Genomic DNA, 14995 nt, shown 5'->3' with positions numbered 1-14995 from the left:
TCCCCTCACTGGAGTCCCCGTGCACCGCACCCGCAAGGCCACCCCCGCAGTCCGCACCGCGCGGCTCGCCTCCTGTGCCCTGCTGGCCACGGCCGCCGCCCTCACCGGCTGCGAGCGCGGTTCCTCCGACGGCGCGGACGAGACCGCGACGGGCCCGAGCGGCTGTCCGACGGTCCAGGCCCGGGCCCGGGAAGCCGTCACCCGGGCCGAGCGGGCCGACATCCCCTGGGGAGGGCCCACCAGCGGCCCCGAGGCGGTGTCGGGCAAGAACATCGTCTACGTCGCCCAGACCATGACCAATCCCGGCGTCGCCGGCGCCGCGAACGGAGTGCGGGAGGCCGCGCGGGCCATCGGCTGGAACGTCCGGGTGATCGACGGCGGCGGTACCCCGGCCGGCATCCAGGCCGCCATGAGCGAAGCGGTCGCCCTGCGGCCCTCGGGCATCGTCATCGGCGGGTTCGACCCCGACTCGACGTCCCAGCAGGCCGCCCGGGCCAACGAGCAGGGCATCCCGCTCATCGGCTGGCACGCCGTCCCCGACCCCGGCCCCAGCCGGCAGCCCGACCTCTTCACCAACGTCACCACCCGCGTGGAGGACGTGGCCCGCATCAGCGCGCAGTGGATCATCTCCGACTCCGACGGGCGCGCCGGGGTCGTGCTCATCACCGACGCGTCGATCCCCTTCGCGCGCAACAAGTCCGACCTGATCCGCAAGGAGCTGACGAGCTGCCAGGGGGTGCGGCTGCTCTCGGTGGAGAACATCCCGATCCCCGACGCCAGCACCCGCACCCCGCGGGAGATCTCCTCCCTGCTCTCCCGCTTCCAGGACCGCTGGACCCACTCCGTGGCCATCAACGACCTGTACTTCGCCGACGCCGCCCCCGCCTTCCGCGCCGCCGGTGAGAAGGGTTCCGGGCCGCCGTTCAACATCGGGGCCGGTGACGGCGACCCGTCCGCCTTCCAGCGCGTCAACAGCAGGCAGTACCAGGCCGCCACCGTGCCCGAACCACTGTCCCTGCAGGGCTGGCAGATCGTCGACGAGTTCAACCGCGCCTTCGCCGGCCGTCCCGACAGCGGATACGTGGCCCCCGTGCACATCGCCACGGCCGGCAACAGCGAGGGCGCCACCAGCTGGGACCCGTCGGGCTACCGCCAGGCCTACCGGGAGATCTGGGGGAGGTGACGGCCGGTCAGGTGCGGATCCCTTCACGGAACATGCACGGAACCCCGGGGATCTCTTTAACTTTCAAGGGCTACTGTCGCGTCAGTCGAGTGGCCGCCCGGGGGCCGATCCGAGCGGGGCCCGTCCGCGGCGGCCCTCGCTCCCCCCCCCACAGCACAGGAGACCCCGTTGTGCACGACGGCGACGTAGTGGTGATCGGCGGCGGCTACGCCGGTGTCCGGCTGGCCAGACGGCTGGACGCCACGGCCCGGGTCACGCTGGTGGACCGCAAGGAGGTCTTCTTCCACCGCATCGCCGCGCTGCGCGCGGGAGTGCACCCCGAGTGGACGCACACGCCCTTCATCCCCTATGACCGGCTGCTGCGCCACGGCCGGGTGACCACCGGCAAGGCCGTCCGCATCGACACCAGCGAGCGGCAGGTCGTCCTCGCCACCGGCGAGCGGCTGCCGTACGACGTGGTCGTGATCGCCACCGGCGCGGACTACCCCGAGCCGGCCCGCTTCACCGGCACCACGACCGAGGAAGCGGTCAAGTCCTTCGCCGAGCACCAGCGCAACATCGCCACGGCCGAACACATCCTGGTCGTCGGCGGCGGCCCCGGCGGCGTCGAACTCAGCGCCGAGCTGCGCCTCGCCCGCCCGGACGCCCGGCTCACCCTCGCCCACTCCGGGCCCGCCCTGCTGGACTCCACGGGCAGTGCCCGTCCGGGACGCAAGGCACTGGCCTGGCTGGAGTCCCACGACGTGGAGGTACGGCTCGACTCCTTCATGTCGCCCGGGAACGACTTCGGCACCTACCGCGACGCCCGCGGCACCGTCATCGAGGCCGACCTGTCCTTCTGGGCGACCGGCACCACCCCCAACACCCTCTGGCTGCGCCTGGCCGGACACGGCGACTGGCTCAACGGGGCCGGGCACGTGAAGGTCGACCGGACGCTCCGCGTCGAGGGCAGGCTGGACGTGTTCGCCGTAGGCGACGTGAACGACGTCAGCGAACTCAAGATCACCCCCGCCGCCCTCGCCCAGGCGGACATCGCCGCCCACAACATCCGCGGTTACCTGCACAGTTCCGGCAAGCACCGCAAGGAACCGCGCTTCTACCGCCCGACCCGGCGCACCCCGCTCATCGTGCCGTTCGGTCCCGCCGACGGACTGACCGTGCTGCCCGTGCCGGGCGGGGAGTCCGCCGTCCTCGGCAGCCGCGCCACCACCCTGACCAAGGCGAAGAGCCTCATGACGCCCTACATGCGCCGTCAACTCGGTTACACGGCCGCCTGACCCGCGGGGCCGGCCCTCCCGGCCTCCCCACCCCCGTCGTTACCCGCGAGTTCGGCCTGGGGTAGGGTCCCCACCGTTTCCGGCTACCGGCTGGTGGTGTGCCGGTACAGGGCGTGTCGGAGGGTGGCAAGACGATGGAATCCCAGCGGGGTGACGGCGGATCCGTGGACCTGGACGGCACGGATCTGGAGGCACTGGCGCCCGAGCCGCTGCTGACCAGGGACTACGAGGTGCGCCCCGCGCTCGTGTACGAGCGGCTGCGCCAGCAGCACGGCCCGGTCGCACCGGTCGACCTGCTCGGGGTCCCGGCCTGGCTGGTCCTCGGCTATCGCGAGTCGCTCCAGGTGCTCCAGGACGACGAAGGCTGGCCCAAGGGCCTGGAGAACTGGCGGGCCCGCACCGAGGGCAGGGTGCCGTCGGACTGGCCGCTCGGGCCTTCCCTGGAGGTCAACCACATCCTGATCCAGGGCGGCCCCGGCTACCGGCCGCTGCGCACCGCATGGGACGTCGCCCTCAAGCCCTTCCAGGACCCCCGCCACCCGCAGACCAAGCGTCTGAAGGCCGCCGTCACCGCCTACGCCGACGAACTGATCACCCTCGTCGGGCAGGGCGGCGCGACCGGCGTGGCGGATCTGTCCGCGCAGTTCTCCCGGCCGCTGCCCCTGATGGTGGCCAGCCATCTGCTGGGCTTCCCCGGCTCGCAGGGCGACGACGCGCTGATGGACATGTGGCGGGTGCTCGACGCCGGCCCGGACGCCGAGGCCGCGCTGGAGCGCCTGCTGGCGACGCTGGCCGAACTGGCCGCGCTGAAGCTGGAGAAGCCGGGCGACGACTTCCCCTCGTACCTGCTGGCCGCCCACCCGGACCTGTCGCTCGACCAGCTCGCCCGCGAGCTGTTCATGCTGCTGGGCATGACCTCCGACCACGTCGGCATCCTCATCTCCAACACCGTCGTGGAGGTCATCTCCGGCGAGGGCAGCGTGCGCGCCAGCCTGTCCGCCGGCATGGTCAGGGAGAGCATGAACCGGGTGGTCATGCGCAAGCCGCCCCTGGTCAACTTCGTCCCGCGGTTCGCCGCCCGGGACACCCCGCTCGGCAACTACACCATCCGGGCCGGCGACCCCGTGTGGGTCTCCGCGGGCGCCGCGCACGCCGACCCGCTCTTCGCCGACCACGTCGCCTCGGGCACCGCCATCAGCACCCGGGCCCACCTGTCCTGGGGAGCCGGACCGCGCCAGTGCCCGGCGCGGGAGCTCGCCTCGGCCGTGGCGGCGGCCGGTGTGGGGCGGCTGTTCGAGCGGTTCGACCACCTCGACCTCGCCCTGCCCGCCGACCAACTGCCGTGGCGCTCCTCGCCGTTCATGCGGGGCCTGCGGTCCCTGCCCGTGCGGTACGAACTCGCCTCCGTGCCGCCCCCGCGGCCGTGGGCGGACGCACCCGCCCCGGGCGTGGCCGAGGAGGTCCTGCCGGACCCGGCCGCGCGGCAGCGCTCCTCGCTCTGGCGCTATCTGACGGGCCTCATCCGCGGCGGCCGCTGACCTGGAAGGGCCGAGTCGAACGCCCATCCCGCACCGGCGTTCGTCACGGTCCCGGGATGACGCTTTCACGCCGCACACGTGACAAAAGGTGCTGGTCCACGGGGCGGCCGCTCTGCGATGCTCGTAACAGATCCCGGGACAGGGCGCGAGGGCCCGCGGGGGCCGGGCAGGTACACCTCGATGACCTGCCCGGCCGTTCTGCTGTCGGGGCGGACACGGACACGCCGCTGACCATGCTGCCGGCACGGGGGCGGACGCCGGCGGACAGGGCGGGACAAGGGTGCGGGGCTCACACCCAGCCCGACTCCGTGGCGATCCGGACCGCGTCGATCCGGCTGCGGCCGCCCGTCTTACGGGTGATCGCCGACAGATGGTTGCGGACCGTGGCGGCGGACAGGCACAGCCGCTCGGCGATCTCCCGCGTGGGCGTACCGTCGGCCGTCAGCCGCAGCACCTCCACCTCGCGCGGGGTCAGCGGGTTGGCTCCCGCGTCCAGCGCGGCCAGCGCGAACTCGGGGTCGACGAACCGCTGCCCCCGCACCAGCTTGCGGACACCGTGGACCAGCCGGTCCGGCGGGGCGTTGGTGCTGATGACCCCGGCGGCGTGCAGGTCGAGCAGACGGCGCAGCCGCTCGGGCGTCGTCGAGGCCATCATCAGCAGCATCCGGCACTCCGGGAGCCGCGCTTGCAGCTCACCGCGCACAGCGATCTCCTCGCCCTCCCGGGAGTCCACGCCGATCACCGCCACGTCCGGCCGGCACGCCACGGCGCGCGCGACCACGTCGCCGTCGCCGTCGGCCTCCGCGACGACCTCGATGTCGTCCTCCCGCGACAGCAGAGCGGCGAACGCCCCCCGGACGAGACGGGTGTGCTCGACGAGAAGAACGCGGATCACGGTCGCTCCCTCTCCGCCGTACGTGGCCCGCAGGGCCACCTTGAACGGATTATCGCCGCACACCGCGGTATTTTCAGGTCGGGCCTCGGTACGACTGATCGAGTGGTGAGGCCCGGGAGCCGGGCGTACCGTCGAACGGTGGACACCGCAGGCGGCAGCCCGCAGCCGGCTTCACCACAGGCGACCACCACCAGGGAACCCGGTGGTGGCGGCAACGCGATGGCGCTGCTGGTCATCGCCTCGTGCCAGTTGATGGTGGTTCTCGACATCACCATCGTGAACATCGCGCTGCCGCACATCCAGAGCTCACTGGAGTTCTCCACCACGAGCCTGTCCTGGGTGGTGAACGCCTACACCCTCACCTTCGGCGGTCTGCTGCTGCTGGGCGGCAGGGCCGGAGACATCCTGGGCCGGCGGCGCGTCTTCATCTTCGGCGTGCTGCTCTTCGTGCTCGCCTCCCTGCTCGGCGGATTCGCCCAGAACGCCGGCCAACTCCTCGGCGCACGCGCTCTCCAGGGCGTCGGCGGCGCCATCGCCTCCCCGACCTCCCTCGCCCTGATCAGCACCACCTTCCGCGAGGGACCGGAACGCAACCGCGCCTTCGGCGTCTTCGCCGCGGTCTCGGCCGGCGGCGGCGCGATCGGCCTGCTCGCGGGCGGGATGCTGGTGGAGTGGCTGAACTGGCGATGGGTGCTGTTCGTCAACGTGCCCATCGGCCTGCTCATCGTGCTCGCCACACCGCGCTACATCAGGGAGTCCGAACGCCACCCCGGGCGCTTCGACTTCACCGGCGCGCTCACCTCCACCGCGGGCATGGTGCTGCTCGTCTACGGCTTCATCAGAGCCGCTCAGGACGGCTGGCGGGACCCGCTCACCCTCGCCTCGTTCGCCGGAGCGGTCATCGTCCTGGCGGCCTTCATCCTGATCGAGCGCCGGTCGAAACAACCCATCACGCCGCTGCACATGTTCGCCGACCGCAACCGCGCGGGCACCTACGGCATCATGCTGTGCCTGGCCGCCGCCATCTTCGGCATGTTCTTCTTCCTCACACTCTTCGTGCAGAACGTGCTCGGGTTCAGCCCGCTCGCGGCAGGACTGGCCTTCCTGCCGGTCAGCGCGGTCATCGCCGTCGGCGCCGGTCTGGCCTCGCGGTTCCTGCCCGTCTACGGGCCCAAGCCGTTCATGGTGGTGGGCGCGATCCTGGCGGCGGCGGGCCTGGCCTGGCTGACCCTCACCGACGTCCACTCCACCTACGCGGGCAGCGTCCTCGGACCGATGCTCGTCTTCAGCATGGGCATGGGCATGGAGTTCGTGTCCCTGACCCTCATGGCGCTGTCCAACGTGCCCACACCGGAGACCGGCGCGGCCTCCGGACTCCTCAACGCCACCCAGCAGGTCGGCGGCTCCCTCGGCCTGTCCATCCTGGTCACGATGTACGGCACGGCCAGCACCAACGAGGCCGAGAAGCAGATCCCGGACTTCCTCCAGCAGGCGACCCCGGCCGAGCGCATCCGGTTCGAACGCACCGGGCAACTGCCCAAACCCTGGTCCGACGAGATCCTCACCGCCGGTGTCTCGGCCGCGTTCATCATGGCGGCGATCTTCACCGCCGTCGCCGCGCTGATCGCCCTGCTCGTCATCCAGGTCCGGCCCTCGGACCTCGAACGCCTCAAGGGCGGAGCGGGCCCCGGCCCGATGTGAGGCCCGCCCCCGGGGCCACTACCCCCCGATCCTCGCCGCGATCACCGGTGCCAGCCGGTCGGCGATGACCCGGTGCCCCCGGTCGTTGGGGTGCACCGAGTCCGACAGATCGCCCGACCCCAGCCAGCCGGTCGTGTCGACGAAGGACACCCGCGCGTCACCCCCGGCGACGGCGGCCCTCACCGCGGCCTCGGTCTGCGGGACGAACCGACCGCGGAACGTCTCCAGCGCGAAGATCCACGCCTGCGGATACGCGGCCCGCACCTTGCGCAGCAGACTGCTGTACGCCGACTGGAACTGCGCCGTACTCACCCCGTGCCCGACGTCGTTGGTGCCGAGGTTGATGACGACCGCGTCGGCCCGGTAGCGGGAGAAGTTCCAGTCGGGCGTGGCCGCGTTCGGGTTGAGTCTGGTGAACTGCCGCTCCAGTCCCACGCATCCGTCCGCCGCGGCCACCAGGCACGCCCCGCCCTGTGCGATCTGCGTGTGCTCGACGCCCAGCCGCTCCCCGATGAGCCAGCCGTACGCGGTCCGGGCGTTCTGGGAGCTCGTCGTGCCCACGGTGATCGAGTCGCCGACGAACTCGACCGTCCTGGCCGGGGCCGGCGGTGCGAACGTCGTCGCGCCGCTGTCCAGGACCAGCCCCTGGAAGACCGCGTCGCCCTTGTACGACCCGGCCACCACCTGGTAGTTGACCTGGAGTGTGTGGTTGCCGGGGGAGAGGGCCGTCGGGGTCAGGTCCACCGTCCCCTTTACGTCGTCGTAGAACTTCACCGGCCCGTTGTCGATCCGCGCCCACAGGTCGATCGTGCCGCGCTGCTTCAGCTTGACCGTCCGGCCGGTGAAGCCGGCCCGGTAGTAGGCGCCGGCCCAGTACGGGGTGTACGCGGTGCTGGAACTGGTGGTGTCCCAGCGGCCGACGAACGTGATGTTGGGGTCGCCGGGCTGCCCGGGCGCCGCCGCCTTCACCGTGGCCCCGGAGCCGAGCCGGGCGCGCACGACCGGGGCCAGGCGCTCGGCGAACTTGGTGTGCCCCGCTTCGTTGGGGTGCCCGTTGCCGTCCTCGTAGTCGGCGCCGTCCGTGAGCCAGCCCGTGGTGTCGACGAAGTACACCCGCGCGTCACCCGCGCTGTTGCGGGCACCGACGGCGGCCCTGGTCTCGCCGGTGTAGCGCCTTTTCAGCGTCTGCACCGCGAAGAGATGCGCCGTGGGGTACTTGGCGCGCACGTCGCGCAGGAACGTGGTGTACGCCGACTGGAAGGCGGCGCCGGACACGCCGTGCCCGATGTCGTTGGTGCCGAGGTTGATGACGACGGCATCGGCGCGGTACCGGGAGAAGTCCCAGTTCGTGCCGCCCGTGCTGGCCGTCCTGAAGAACTGCCCGCTCAGCCCGGTGCACCCCGACTGCGCGACGAGACAGTAGCCGGACCGGGCGATCTGCGTGTGCCGCGTGCCCAGCCGCTCGCCGGTCTTCCAGGCGTACGAGTCCAGCGCCAGCCGGTCGGTGAGGGCCCCGGCCGTGATGGAGTCGCCGACGAACTCCACGAGCCCGCCCGGGGCAGCCGCGGCGACGGTCCGGGCCCCCGGGTCCAGGACCAGGCCCTGGAAGACGGTGTCGCCGGAACGGTAGGTCAGGCGCAGGGTGTGGGTGCCGGGGGACAACGGCCGGGGAGTGAGGTTCACCGTGCCGCGCACGCCGGCGTGGAACACGTCGGGGCCGCCGTCGACGCTCGCGTAGAAGTTGACCGCGTTCCTGGCCCTGACCTTGACGGTGGTGCCGGTGAAACCGGTCCGCAGGTACGCGCCGGTCCAGTTGGGCACCGCGGCGGAACCCGAAGAGGTGTCCCAGCGCCCGACGTACGCGATGTTGGGGTCGGAGACCGAGCCGTCACCGGGCGCGGCCCGCGCGGGAGAGGCGCCGGCCCAGGACAGCAGACAGGCCGTGAGCACGGCCGCGAGCAGGGCCGGCAGGGCGCGTCTCGGGAAGGTGCGGGGGGATATCTGCACGGGGTTCCCTTCACGTGGGGGGTGGTGGGGTGGGAGCGCTCCCAGAGCAGTCTTCCGAGGGAACCAGTGAAACGGTTCAGCGTCAAGTGGGCAACGACGAGGGGAAGTTGAGGTACCGGTGACCGGCGCCCGCCGAGGTGGCCTGCCCGTCACCGGCACCTGTCACGGCCGGGGCCGGGGAAACGTCTCCAGGGCCTCGGCCAAGCCCGCCGCGTCCGTGCCGATCTTGCGGTACACGGACGAGAGCAGGTGCCGCACACCCTGTTCCGTGAGGTGCAGCTCCTTGGCCACGACCGCCGGGCTGTGGCACCCCGCCGTCAGCTCGGCGGCCTTGCGCTCCTGCGCGGTGAGCGTGTCCGTCTGCCCGTACCGCAGGGGGAGCGGGCGCAGTCCCGCCGCGGACAGCTCCCGCCTTGCTCGGGCGGCGAGGCCCTCGGCACCGCAGTGCACCGCGCCTTCCAGGCCCTGGTAGAGCCGGTCGGCGGCGTCGTGCAGGCGGCCGGCCCGGGCCAGCGCGGCGCCGTGACCGACCAGGGCACGGGCCAGTTCGTACGCGGCCGGCGACCGCTCCAGATGGTCGACGGCCTGCGCGTGCAGATCGAGGCCCGCCTCACCGCCCGTCACCTCCGCCTCCGTGTGCAGCGCCTGGCCGATCGCGGATGCCGCGCCGAAGTCCCGGGCCCGCTTCACGGCGTCCCGCGCGTGCCGCACCGCCCGGTCGGGAGCACTGCGGGACAGGGCCGAGGCCAGTCCCAGCTGCCAGGGACACCACGCGGGGTTGCGCCAGTCCCGGCCCTCCAGCCACTCGCCGACGCCGGAGAGCAGGGGAGCGGCGTCCTCCGGCCGGCCCTCCGCCAGGAGCAGCTCGGCGTAGACGGTGCGCGGGTCGGGGTAGATGACGGCGTTCGGAATGGCGTCGCCGTAGTGGTACTTGTCGGCGAGCCGGCGTGCCGCCACGACGCGGCCGCGGGCCAGCAGGGTCTGGATCAGGATGCCGATGGCGAACCACTGGGCGGGCACCGCGCCCTCCACCCGGTCCGCGATGCCCAGGCCCTCCCGTACCAGGTTCTCGGCCTCGGCCAGGCAGCCGCGGCGGTACCGGATGTACCCGGAGAGCGTCTGGCCGAGGGCCAGATGGGAGCCGCGCCAGCCCTTCGACTCGCACTCGGCCATGCCCTTGGCGAACAGTTCCTCGGCCCGCCGCGGCTGGTCGCAGTACATGAACACCAGCGCGACCGAGACGGGCACCTCGAAGCCCCGGTTCTCGTGGGTCCAGCTCAGTCCGCCGCGCAGGGCCTCACCGGCGTACGCGAGGGCCTTCTGCCGGGGCTCGCCGCACATCATGGCGTCCCAGGCGCGCAGACCCAGGATGTAGCGCTCCTCCAGACCGCGGCCGGCCAGCCGGTCGGCGAGCCGGGCCAGCGCCCGCGAACGGCCGGACGAGTCCGCCTCGTCGGTGCGGAACGCACTCCACACGAAGTGGTCGGCCTGCATCCGCAGCCGGATCCGGGGATGGGCGCCGGCCCGCCGCGCCTCGTCGGCGGCCACCGTCGCGGCCTCCGCCATCCGGTCGGTGTGGGCCAGTGCCTGGGTCAGCCGGTAGACCATCGAGGCGCGCAGCTCGGGGTCGATGCCCGGATCCGCGAGTGCCTCCCGCAGATGCGCCACGGTGGCGGTGGGCTTGATGAGGAAGGTCGCGCAGGCGAGTTCGTGCAGCAGCGCGGGACGCTCCTCCGGCAGCGGCGGTTCTTGCAGGGCCCGGCTGAGCAGCCGCCGGGCCGCTTCCGGGGCACCGGAGTGCAGGGCTTCACGGGCGGCCTCCCGCAGACAGGTGACGGCGTCGGTGCTGCCCTCGCAGGGCACCTCCAGCAGGTGCCGGGCCGCGGCTGCCTGACCGAGTCCCGCCGCCCGCACGGCCTCCGCGGCCGAGTTGTGCATGCCCTCCCGCAGACTCGGACTGATGGACCGGTAGATGGTGGTGGCGATCAGCGGGTGGAGGAACTCCAGACTCTCGCCGGGCCCCTCGCCGTCGGCCAGGATGCGGGCGGCGCGCAGCTTCTCCGTGGCCTCGGACGCCGCCGTGCTGCCGATCGCCGCGATCCGGGCGGCCAGTTCCGGCGAGAAGGCCTGCCCCAGGACGGCCGCGGCGTAGGCGAAGCGGACGGTCGTGGTGCCGAGCCCCTGGAGCCGCTCGATCAGCCCGGGCCCCTTCACCGCGGCGGCCAGGTCGCGCATCGCCGGGAGGTCCTGGCTGGTGCCCCTCAGATTGCGCTCGCCGAGCCGGATGGAGAGTTCCACCGCCTCGAAGGGGCTCCCTCCGGTGGCCTCCCAGCATTCCTCGCAGAACGCGTCCTCGGCCTCCTCGCCCACCTCGTCGCGGACGATCCGTGCCACGGCCGTCGCACTGAGCGGCGCCAGCGTGAAGGGACGGTTCCCCAGGTCGTCGGAGGGGGTGCTGAACGCGGCTGCCTCAAGAGGCAGTTCGGGCCGGAAGGCGACGACGATCAGCAGCGACAGGTCCACGGCCCGGGGCGCGAACGAGGCCAGCCAGGTCAGCGACTCGACATCGGCCCAGTGCAGATCGTCCAGCAGCAGGACCATGGGCGTCTTCATCACCGCGAGGCGCGTCATCACCCAGTCCAGACCGTCCCGCACCCCGGTCGGGTCCGGAACATGGCCGCTCGGCGTGGCGACCAGGCCGAGCGCGGCGGAGACGATGTCGTACCAGCCGCCCAGGAACGTACGCAGCTCCTGTTCGTCCATCGACGCCAGCGCGGGCTGGACCACCTGGCGCACCAGGTGGAAGGCAAGTTCCTGCTCCTTCTCACCGCCCCTGCCCGACAGCACGGTGAACCCCCGCGCGCGGGCGCGGGCCCGGGCCTCGGTCAGGAGGGCCGTCTTGCCCATGCCTCCGGGCCCGGTGAAGGCGAGGAGCCCCCCGCGCGGCGCCTGGGGCACGCCGTCGACGGTGTCCCGCAGGGCGTTCAGCGCCGCGTCGAGGGCCCGGAGCTCCTTGCGGCGCTCGAGCAACGGCCGGGTCTCGGGCATGGGCTGCCGCGGCTCATTCGCCATGTGCCGTACCGCTTCCTGTCGTCGGCCATCGGGAGGCAGCGCGAGCGTACGCCTCCCGATGACCACCGTTCCGGATTCTGGAACGAGCACGACAAAGAAGGGTGAATGACCTGCTAAAGCCGCGTGAAGTGCGGATTCAGCGGGTACCGTGGCTCGAATGGGCACATGCCCCGCTGCCCGGCGAAGCGCCCCCTCACCGCAGGGCCGGGGCCGCGGTGTCCGCGTAGCGCGGCACGGTGCGGGACCAGTAGTAGCAGCCGCGGATCCAGCCGGCCATGCCTTCCACGTAGCCGACGCCCGAAGGGCTCAACTCCGGTTCGATCTCGGCGTAGACCCTCTCGAATTCGCGGATCGTGCGGTTGATCTGCTGGATGGCCAGGGTGACGGCCACCGGCAGGGGACACTGGTGGGCCCGCTGGTAGGCGAGGGCAAGGTTGATCATGCCGCCGGACCGCTGCTCCTTGACCGCGGAGAAGAGGTCGGGGATCCACACCGCCGCGTCGGCCGACAGCCGGCTCAGACGCCGCATCAGCGGGTGATGGAGTTCCCCGGGGGTCAGCTCGCACGGCTGGGCCGCCTCGCACAGCGGGTGGAAGGGCTCGACGCCGGCGGTGAGGGACCGTATCGAGGTGCACAGCCCGGACCGCAGGGGAGAGGGGTGGGTCTGGGCCACCGCCTCGTACAGCAGTCCGTGCACGTACTCACGGCTCTTCGCGGCCCAGCGCGCGGCCTGGGCCGGTGTGCACCGCTCCCGGACCTGCCGGTAGAGGTCGGACAGGGCCGCTCCCAGCGGAGTGCAGGGGGCTGCTCCGTCGCGCAGGATCGCGACGCTCTCGCACAGCATGGGCAGCAACTGGCCGGGCCGGTGCCGGCCGACCTCCTCGGCCCGGTCGTCGAAGACGAACTGGTAGGCGATCTGGCGGGCGACGAGCTGCAGAACGCCGGGGTCCGCGTCAGGGCTGTTGAAGGACGCGAGTTCTGCGGGGCGGGTGTGGGCGATCATGGCCGGGACCCCTGGCTCGTCGCTCAGCCCGGTCGCGTGCAGCCAGTGGTCGACGTCTGCCGCGGCCGCCGCTTCGTGAGGACTGCGCCGGAACGGGAACGGCATGTAGAGGTGAGCGTCGATCAGCTCCCCCAGGGTGGTGGCGGGCATCACCGCCTGCGCGACCGCCGCCCTTTCCTCATGCGTGGTGGACACCGTTGTCACCGTCCTTCCGGGTCTTCTCCGGCCCGGGCGCCGGCGTCGGGGAACCGTGCGCGAGCGCCACCGCGTGCGGCACGGTGCCGCCGGGTGCGTCCGCTCGTGCGGTGCAGATCATCGTCAGCGACCTCGGTCCCAGCGTCGCCCCGGGGCGCGGCGGCGCGACGCGCCCTGCCGGATGCCGCAGCCGCCAGCGGCCGGCGACGGTGGCGAGGGCCACCGTCATCTCGGCCAGGGAGAAGAGGTCGCCGATGCACTTGCGGCTGCCCGCGGCGAACGGGATCAGCGCCCCGTGCGGCCCGGCGGCGGCCTCGCCCTCCAGCCAGCGCTCGGGCAGGAACCGGTCGGGCTCGGGGAAGGACGCCGGGTCGTGGTGCAGGAGATAGGGGCTGTAGAGGACCGTCGTCCCCGGCGGCAGCAGCCGTCCGGCCAGCTCCGTCTCCCGGGTGGTGACCCGCGTGAAGAGCCAGCCGGGCGGGGAGTGGCGCAGCGTCTCGGTGAGGACGGACCGGGTGTAGACCAGACGCGGCAGGTCGTCGACGTCCGGTAACCGGCCGGCGAGCACGGTGTCGACCTCGGCGTGCAGCCGCCGCTCCGCCTCCGGGTGCCGGGCCAGCAGGCTGAAGGCGGAGGCCAGGCACATCGAGGGGCTCTCGGAACCGGTGAGCAGGAGGGACACCAACTGGTCGTGCACCTCCCGGTCGCCGACCGGGACCCCGCCGTCCTCGGCCTCGGCGGCAGCCAGCAGGAGCCCCAGCAGGTCGTCGCGGGGGGCGCCCCGGCGGCGCTCGGCGACGACCGCGTCGATGAGTTCGCGCACCCGCTCCACCGCTCGCCGGTAGCGGCGGTTCGCGGGCGTGGGGAGCCGGAACAGGGCGTCGACCGGAACGACCGTGCGGACGAACAGGCCGCGGACGATGACGGCGAGGCAGTGCCGCACCTCGTCGGCCGCGGCGGGGGAGAGCGAGTCGGACAACAGGAGCCGGCTGATCAGCCGGGTCGTCAGACCCAGCGTGGCCGCACTGACATCGACGCGCTGCCCGCTGCGCCAGTCCCGGCACAGGGACTCCGCCTCCCTGGCCATCACATCCGTCTGTGCGGCGACCCGGGCAGGGCGGAAGGTGGGTTGCAGGAGCCGGCGCTGGCGCCGGTGCTGCGCATGGGGGCAGGTCACGACGCCGTCGCCCATCAGCACCCGCAGCCTCTCGTACTGCGGCCCGCCCTTGTCGAACGTGCGGGTGTCCCGGAGCATCCGGTGCACCAGTTCCGGGTGACACACCATCCACGCCCGCTGGGGGCCCAGGCGTATCTCGACGAGATCGCCGTGCGCGGGAAGAGAATTCAGAAACTCCAGCGGCCGGCGGAACAAGGCGATACCGTGGCCGACGGATGGGAATATGCCTGGAGCAGTACCAACCGTCCATGCCTGTTCCGATTCAGGAACGCAGCCGTTCATCGAATACCACCTGCTTCAGTCGACCAGGGAAAACGGTGACGTTTCACCGACGTGGGGCTTGCCCCATGTCCTGCCCAGTCCAAGCGTGCCGCCGACTTGGTGAACCCTTTCTCCAGGGGGGCGCACGGGTGCACAGGGAAGGCGCTGGGGGAATCACTTCCGATGCACGTCCCGAACACATGGTCTCCTTCCGGCACTCGGACTCGCCGGGGCGTTCCAAGGTCTTTTCCGTATACACGGATCCGAAGCGGAATGCCGTTGTGAGTGACCGGGGCGCGCCAGATACCCGCCAGCCGGCCCGCCCGGTTCGATCACGATCCGGTCGACCGCGATCCCCCGATCCACCATGAACAGCCGCAGCACCCGCTCACCGGGCGCGGACACCGTCACCCGGGCCGTCAGGTTCTCGACGCCCTCCTCCACGTTGCGGGCCCACGTGCTCAGCCGGATCCACGGGGCGCTCGGCTCGGCCCGCCACTCCAGCGGGAGGTCCTCTGTCGCGCGCGGTCCTCGCCGACTACCCACTGTGCGGGGCCACTTGACGGAGCTGATGCCGTCGCGCGCCCCCCGGGGGCGATCGGTAGGTTGGCATCTGCCTCGCCCCCCACGGAAGGTCGACCCGGTGCGCCCACAACGTCTCCGTTCCCCTCTCACCGTCTTCGGCG

Annotated in this window: 10 protein-coding genes; 4 read left to right on the top strand and 6 right to left on the bottom strand. The window is 72.3% G+C overall.

Going from position 1 to position 14995, the window contains the following annotated elements; translation table 11 throughout:
* The first annotated feature begins 19 nt into the window (after nucleotides 1–19).
* From GTY56_RS28785 to GTY56_RS28775, 3 genes are all read left to right on the top strand, one after another.
* Nucleotides 20–1183: a substrate-binding domain-containing protein gene (locus GTY56_RS28785; RefSeq protein ID WP_161368233.1), complete on the top strand. Its 1164-nt coding sequence runs from the start codon at nucleotides 20–22 to the stop codon at nucleotides 1181–1183.
* 170 nt (nucleotides 1184–1353) lie between these two features.
* Nucleotides 1354–2460 carry an FAD-dependent oxidoreductase gene (locus GTY56_RS28780; protein WP_161368232.1) on the top strand — a complete coding sequence of 369 codons (1107 nt, stop codon included), beginning with the start codon at nucleotides 1354–1356 and terminating at the stop codon, nucleotides 2458–2460.
* A gap of 134 nt (nucleotides 2461–2594) precedes the next feature.
* Nucleotides 2595–3998 carry a cytochrome P450 gene (locus GTY56_RS28775; protein WP_161368231.1) on the top strand — a complete coding sequence of 468 codons (1404 nt, stop codon included), beginning with the start codon at nucleotides 2595–2597 and terminating at the stop codon, nucleotides 3996–3998.
* A gap of 289 nt (nucleotides 3999–4287) precedes the next feature.
* On the opposite strand, the gene GTY56_RS28770 is transcribed toward GTY56_RS28775, so the two are convergent.
* Entirely contained in the window at nucleotides 4288–4893 is a 606-nt protein-coding gene (locus GTY56_RS28770; RefSeq protein WP_161368230.1) for a response regulator transcription factor, read from the bottom strand.
* 219 nt (nucleotides 4894–5112) lie between these two features.
* Here GTY56_RS28770 and GTY56_RS28765 point away from each other — a divergent pair, with 219 nt between their 5' ends.
* On the top strand, nucleotides 5113–6594 hold the full coding sequence (locus GTY56_RS28765; protein WP_161368314.1) for an MFS transporter: 1482 nt from the start codon (nucleotides 5113–5115) through the stop codon (nucleotides 6592–6594).
* 18 nt (nucleotides 6595–6612) lie between these two features.
* On the opposite strand, the gene GTY56_RS28760 is transcribed toward GTY56_RS28765, so the two are convergent.
* The 5 genes from GTY56_RS28760 to GTY56_RS41665 form a co-directional block, all read right to left on the bottom strand.
* Complete coding sequence (locus tag GTY56_RS28760; RefSeq protein ID WP_161368229.1) at nucleotides 6613–8601, bottom strand: GDSL-type esterase/lipase family protein; 1989 nt, start codon at nucleotides 8599–8601, stop codon at nucleotides 6613–6615.
* Nucleotides 8602–8763: 162 nt separating this feature from the next.
* On the bottom strand, nucleotides 8764–11673 hold the full coding sequence (locus GTY56_RS28755; protein WP_161368228.1) for an ATP-binding protein: 2910 nt from the start codon (nucleotides 11671–11673) through the stop codon (nucleotides 8764–8766).
* Nucleotides 11674–11866: 193 nt separating this feature from the next.
* Entirely contained in the window at nucleotides 11867–12871 is a 1005-nt protein-coding gene (locus tag GTY56_RS28750; RefSeq protein WP_346345612.1) for a (-)-alpha-amorphene synthase, read from the bottom strand.
* Complete coding sequence (locus GTY56_RS28745; protein WP_237525086.1) at nucleotides 12855–14243, bottom strand: cytochrome P450; 1389 nt, start codon at nucleotides 14241–14243, stop codon at nucleotides 12855–12857. The genes GTY56_RS28750 and GTY56_RS28745 overlap by 17 nt, the downstream gene beginning before the upstream one ends.
* A gap of 240 nt (nucleotides 14244–14483) precedes the next feature.
* Nucleotides 14484–14720 carry a hypothetical protein gene (locus GTY56_RS41665; RefSeq protein ID WP_524540152.1) on the bottom strand — a complete coding sequence of 79 codons (237 nt, stop codon included), beginning with the start codon at nucleotides 14718–14720 and terminating at the stop codon, nucleotides 14484–14486.
* Nucleotides 14721–14995 lie beyond the last annotated feature (275 nt).

Source organism: Streptomyces sp. SID5643, assembly GCF_009872555.1.
GTDB classification, from domain to species: Bacteria; Actinomycetota; Actinomycetes; order Streptomycetales; family Streptomycetaceae; genus Streptomyces; species Streptomyces iakyrus.
Note: the sequence above shows the minus strand (reverse complement) of the source record. Positions and strands in the feature narration are given on the sequence as shown.

Excerpts from the sequence above, each read along its gene's own strand:
- GTY56_RS28775 (WP_161368231.1), top strand. The coding sequence starts at position 2,595 with ATGGAATCCCAGCGGGGTGACGGCGGATCCGTGGACCTGGACGGCACG.
- GTY56_RS28765 (WP_161368314.1), top strand. The coding sequence starts at position 5,113 with ATGGCGCTGCTGGTCATCGCCTCGTGCCAGTTGATGGTGGTTCTCGAC.
- GTY56_RS28755 (WP_161368228.1), bottom strand. The coding sequence starts at position 11,673 with ATGGCGAATGAGCCGCGGCAGCCCATGCCCGAGACCCGGCCGTTGCTC.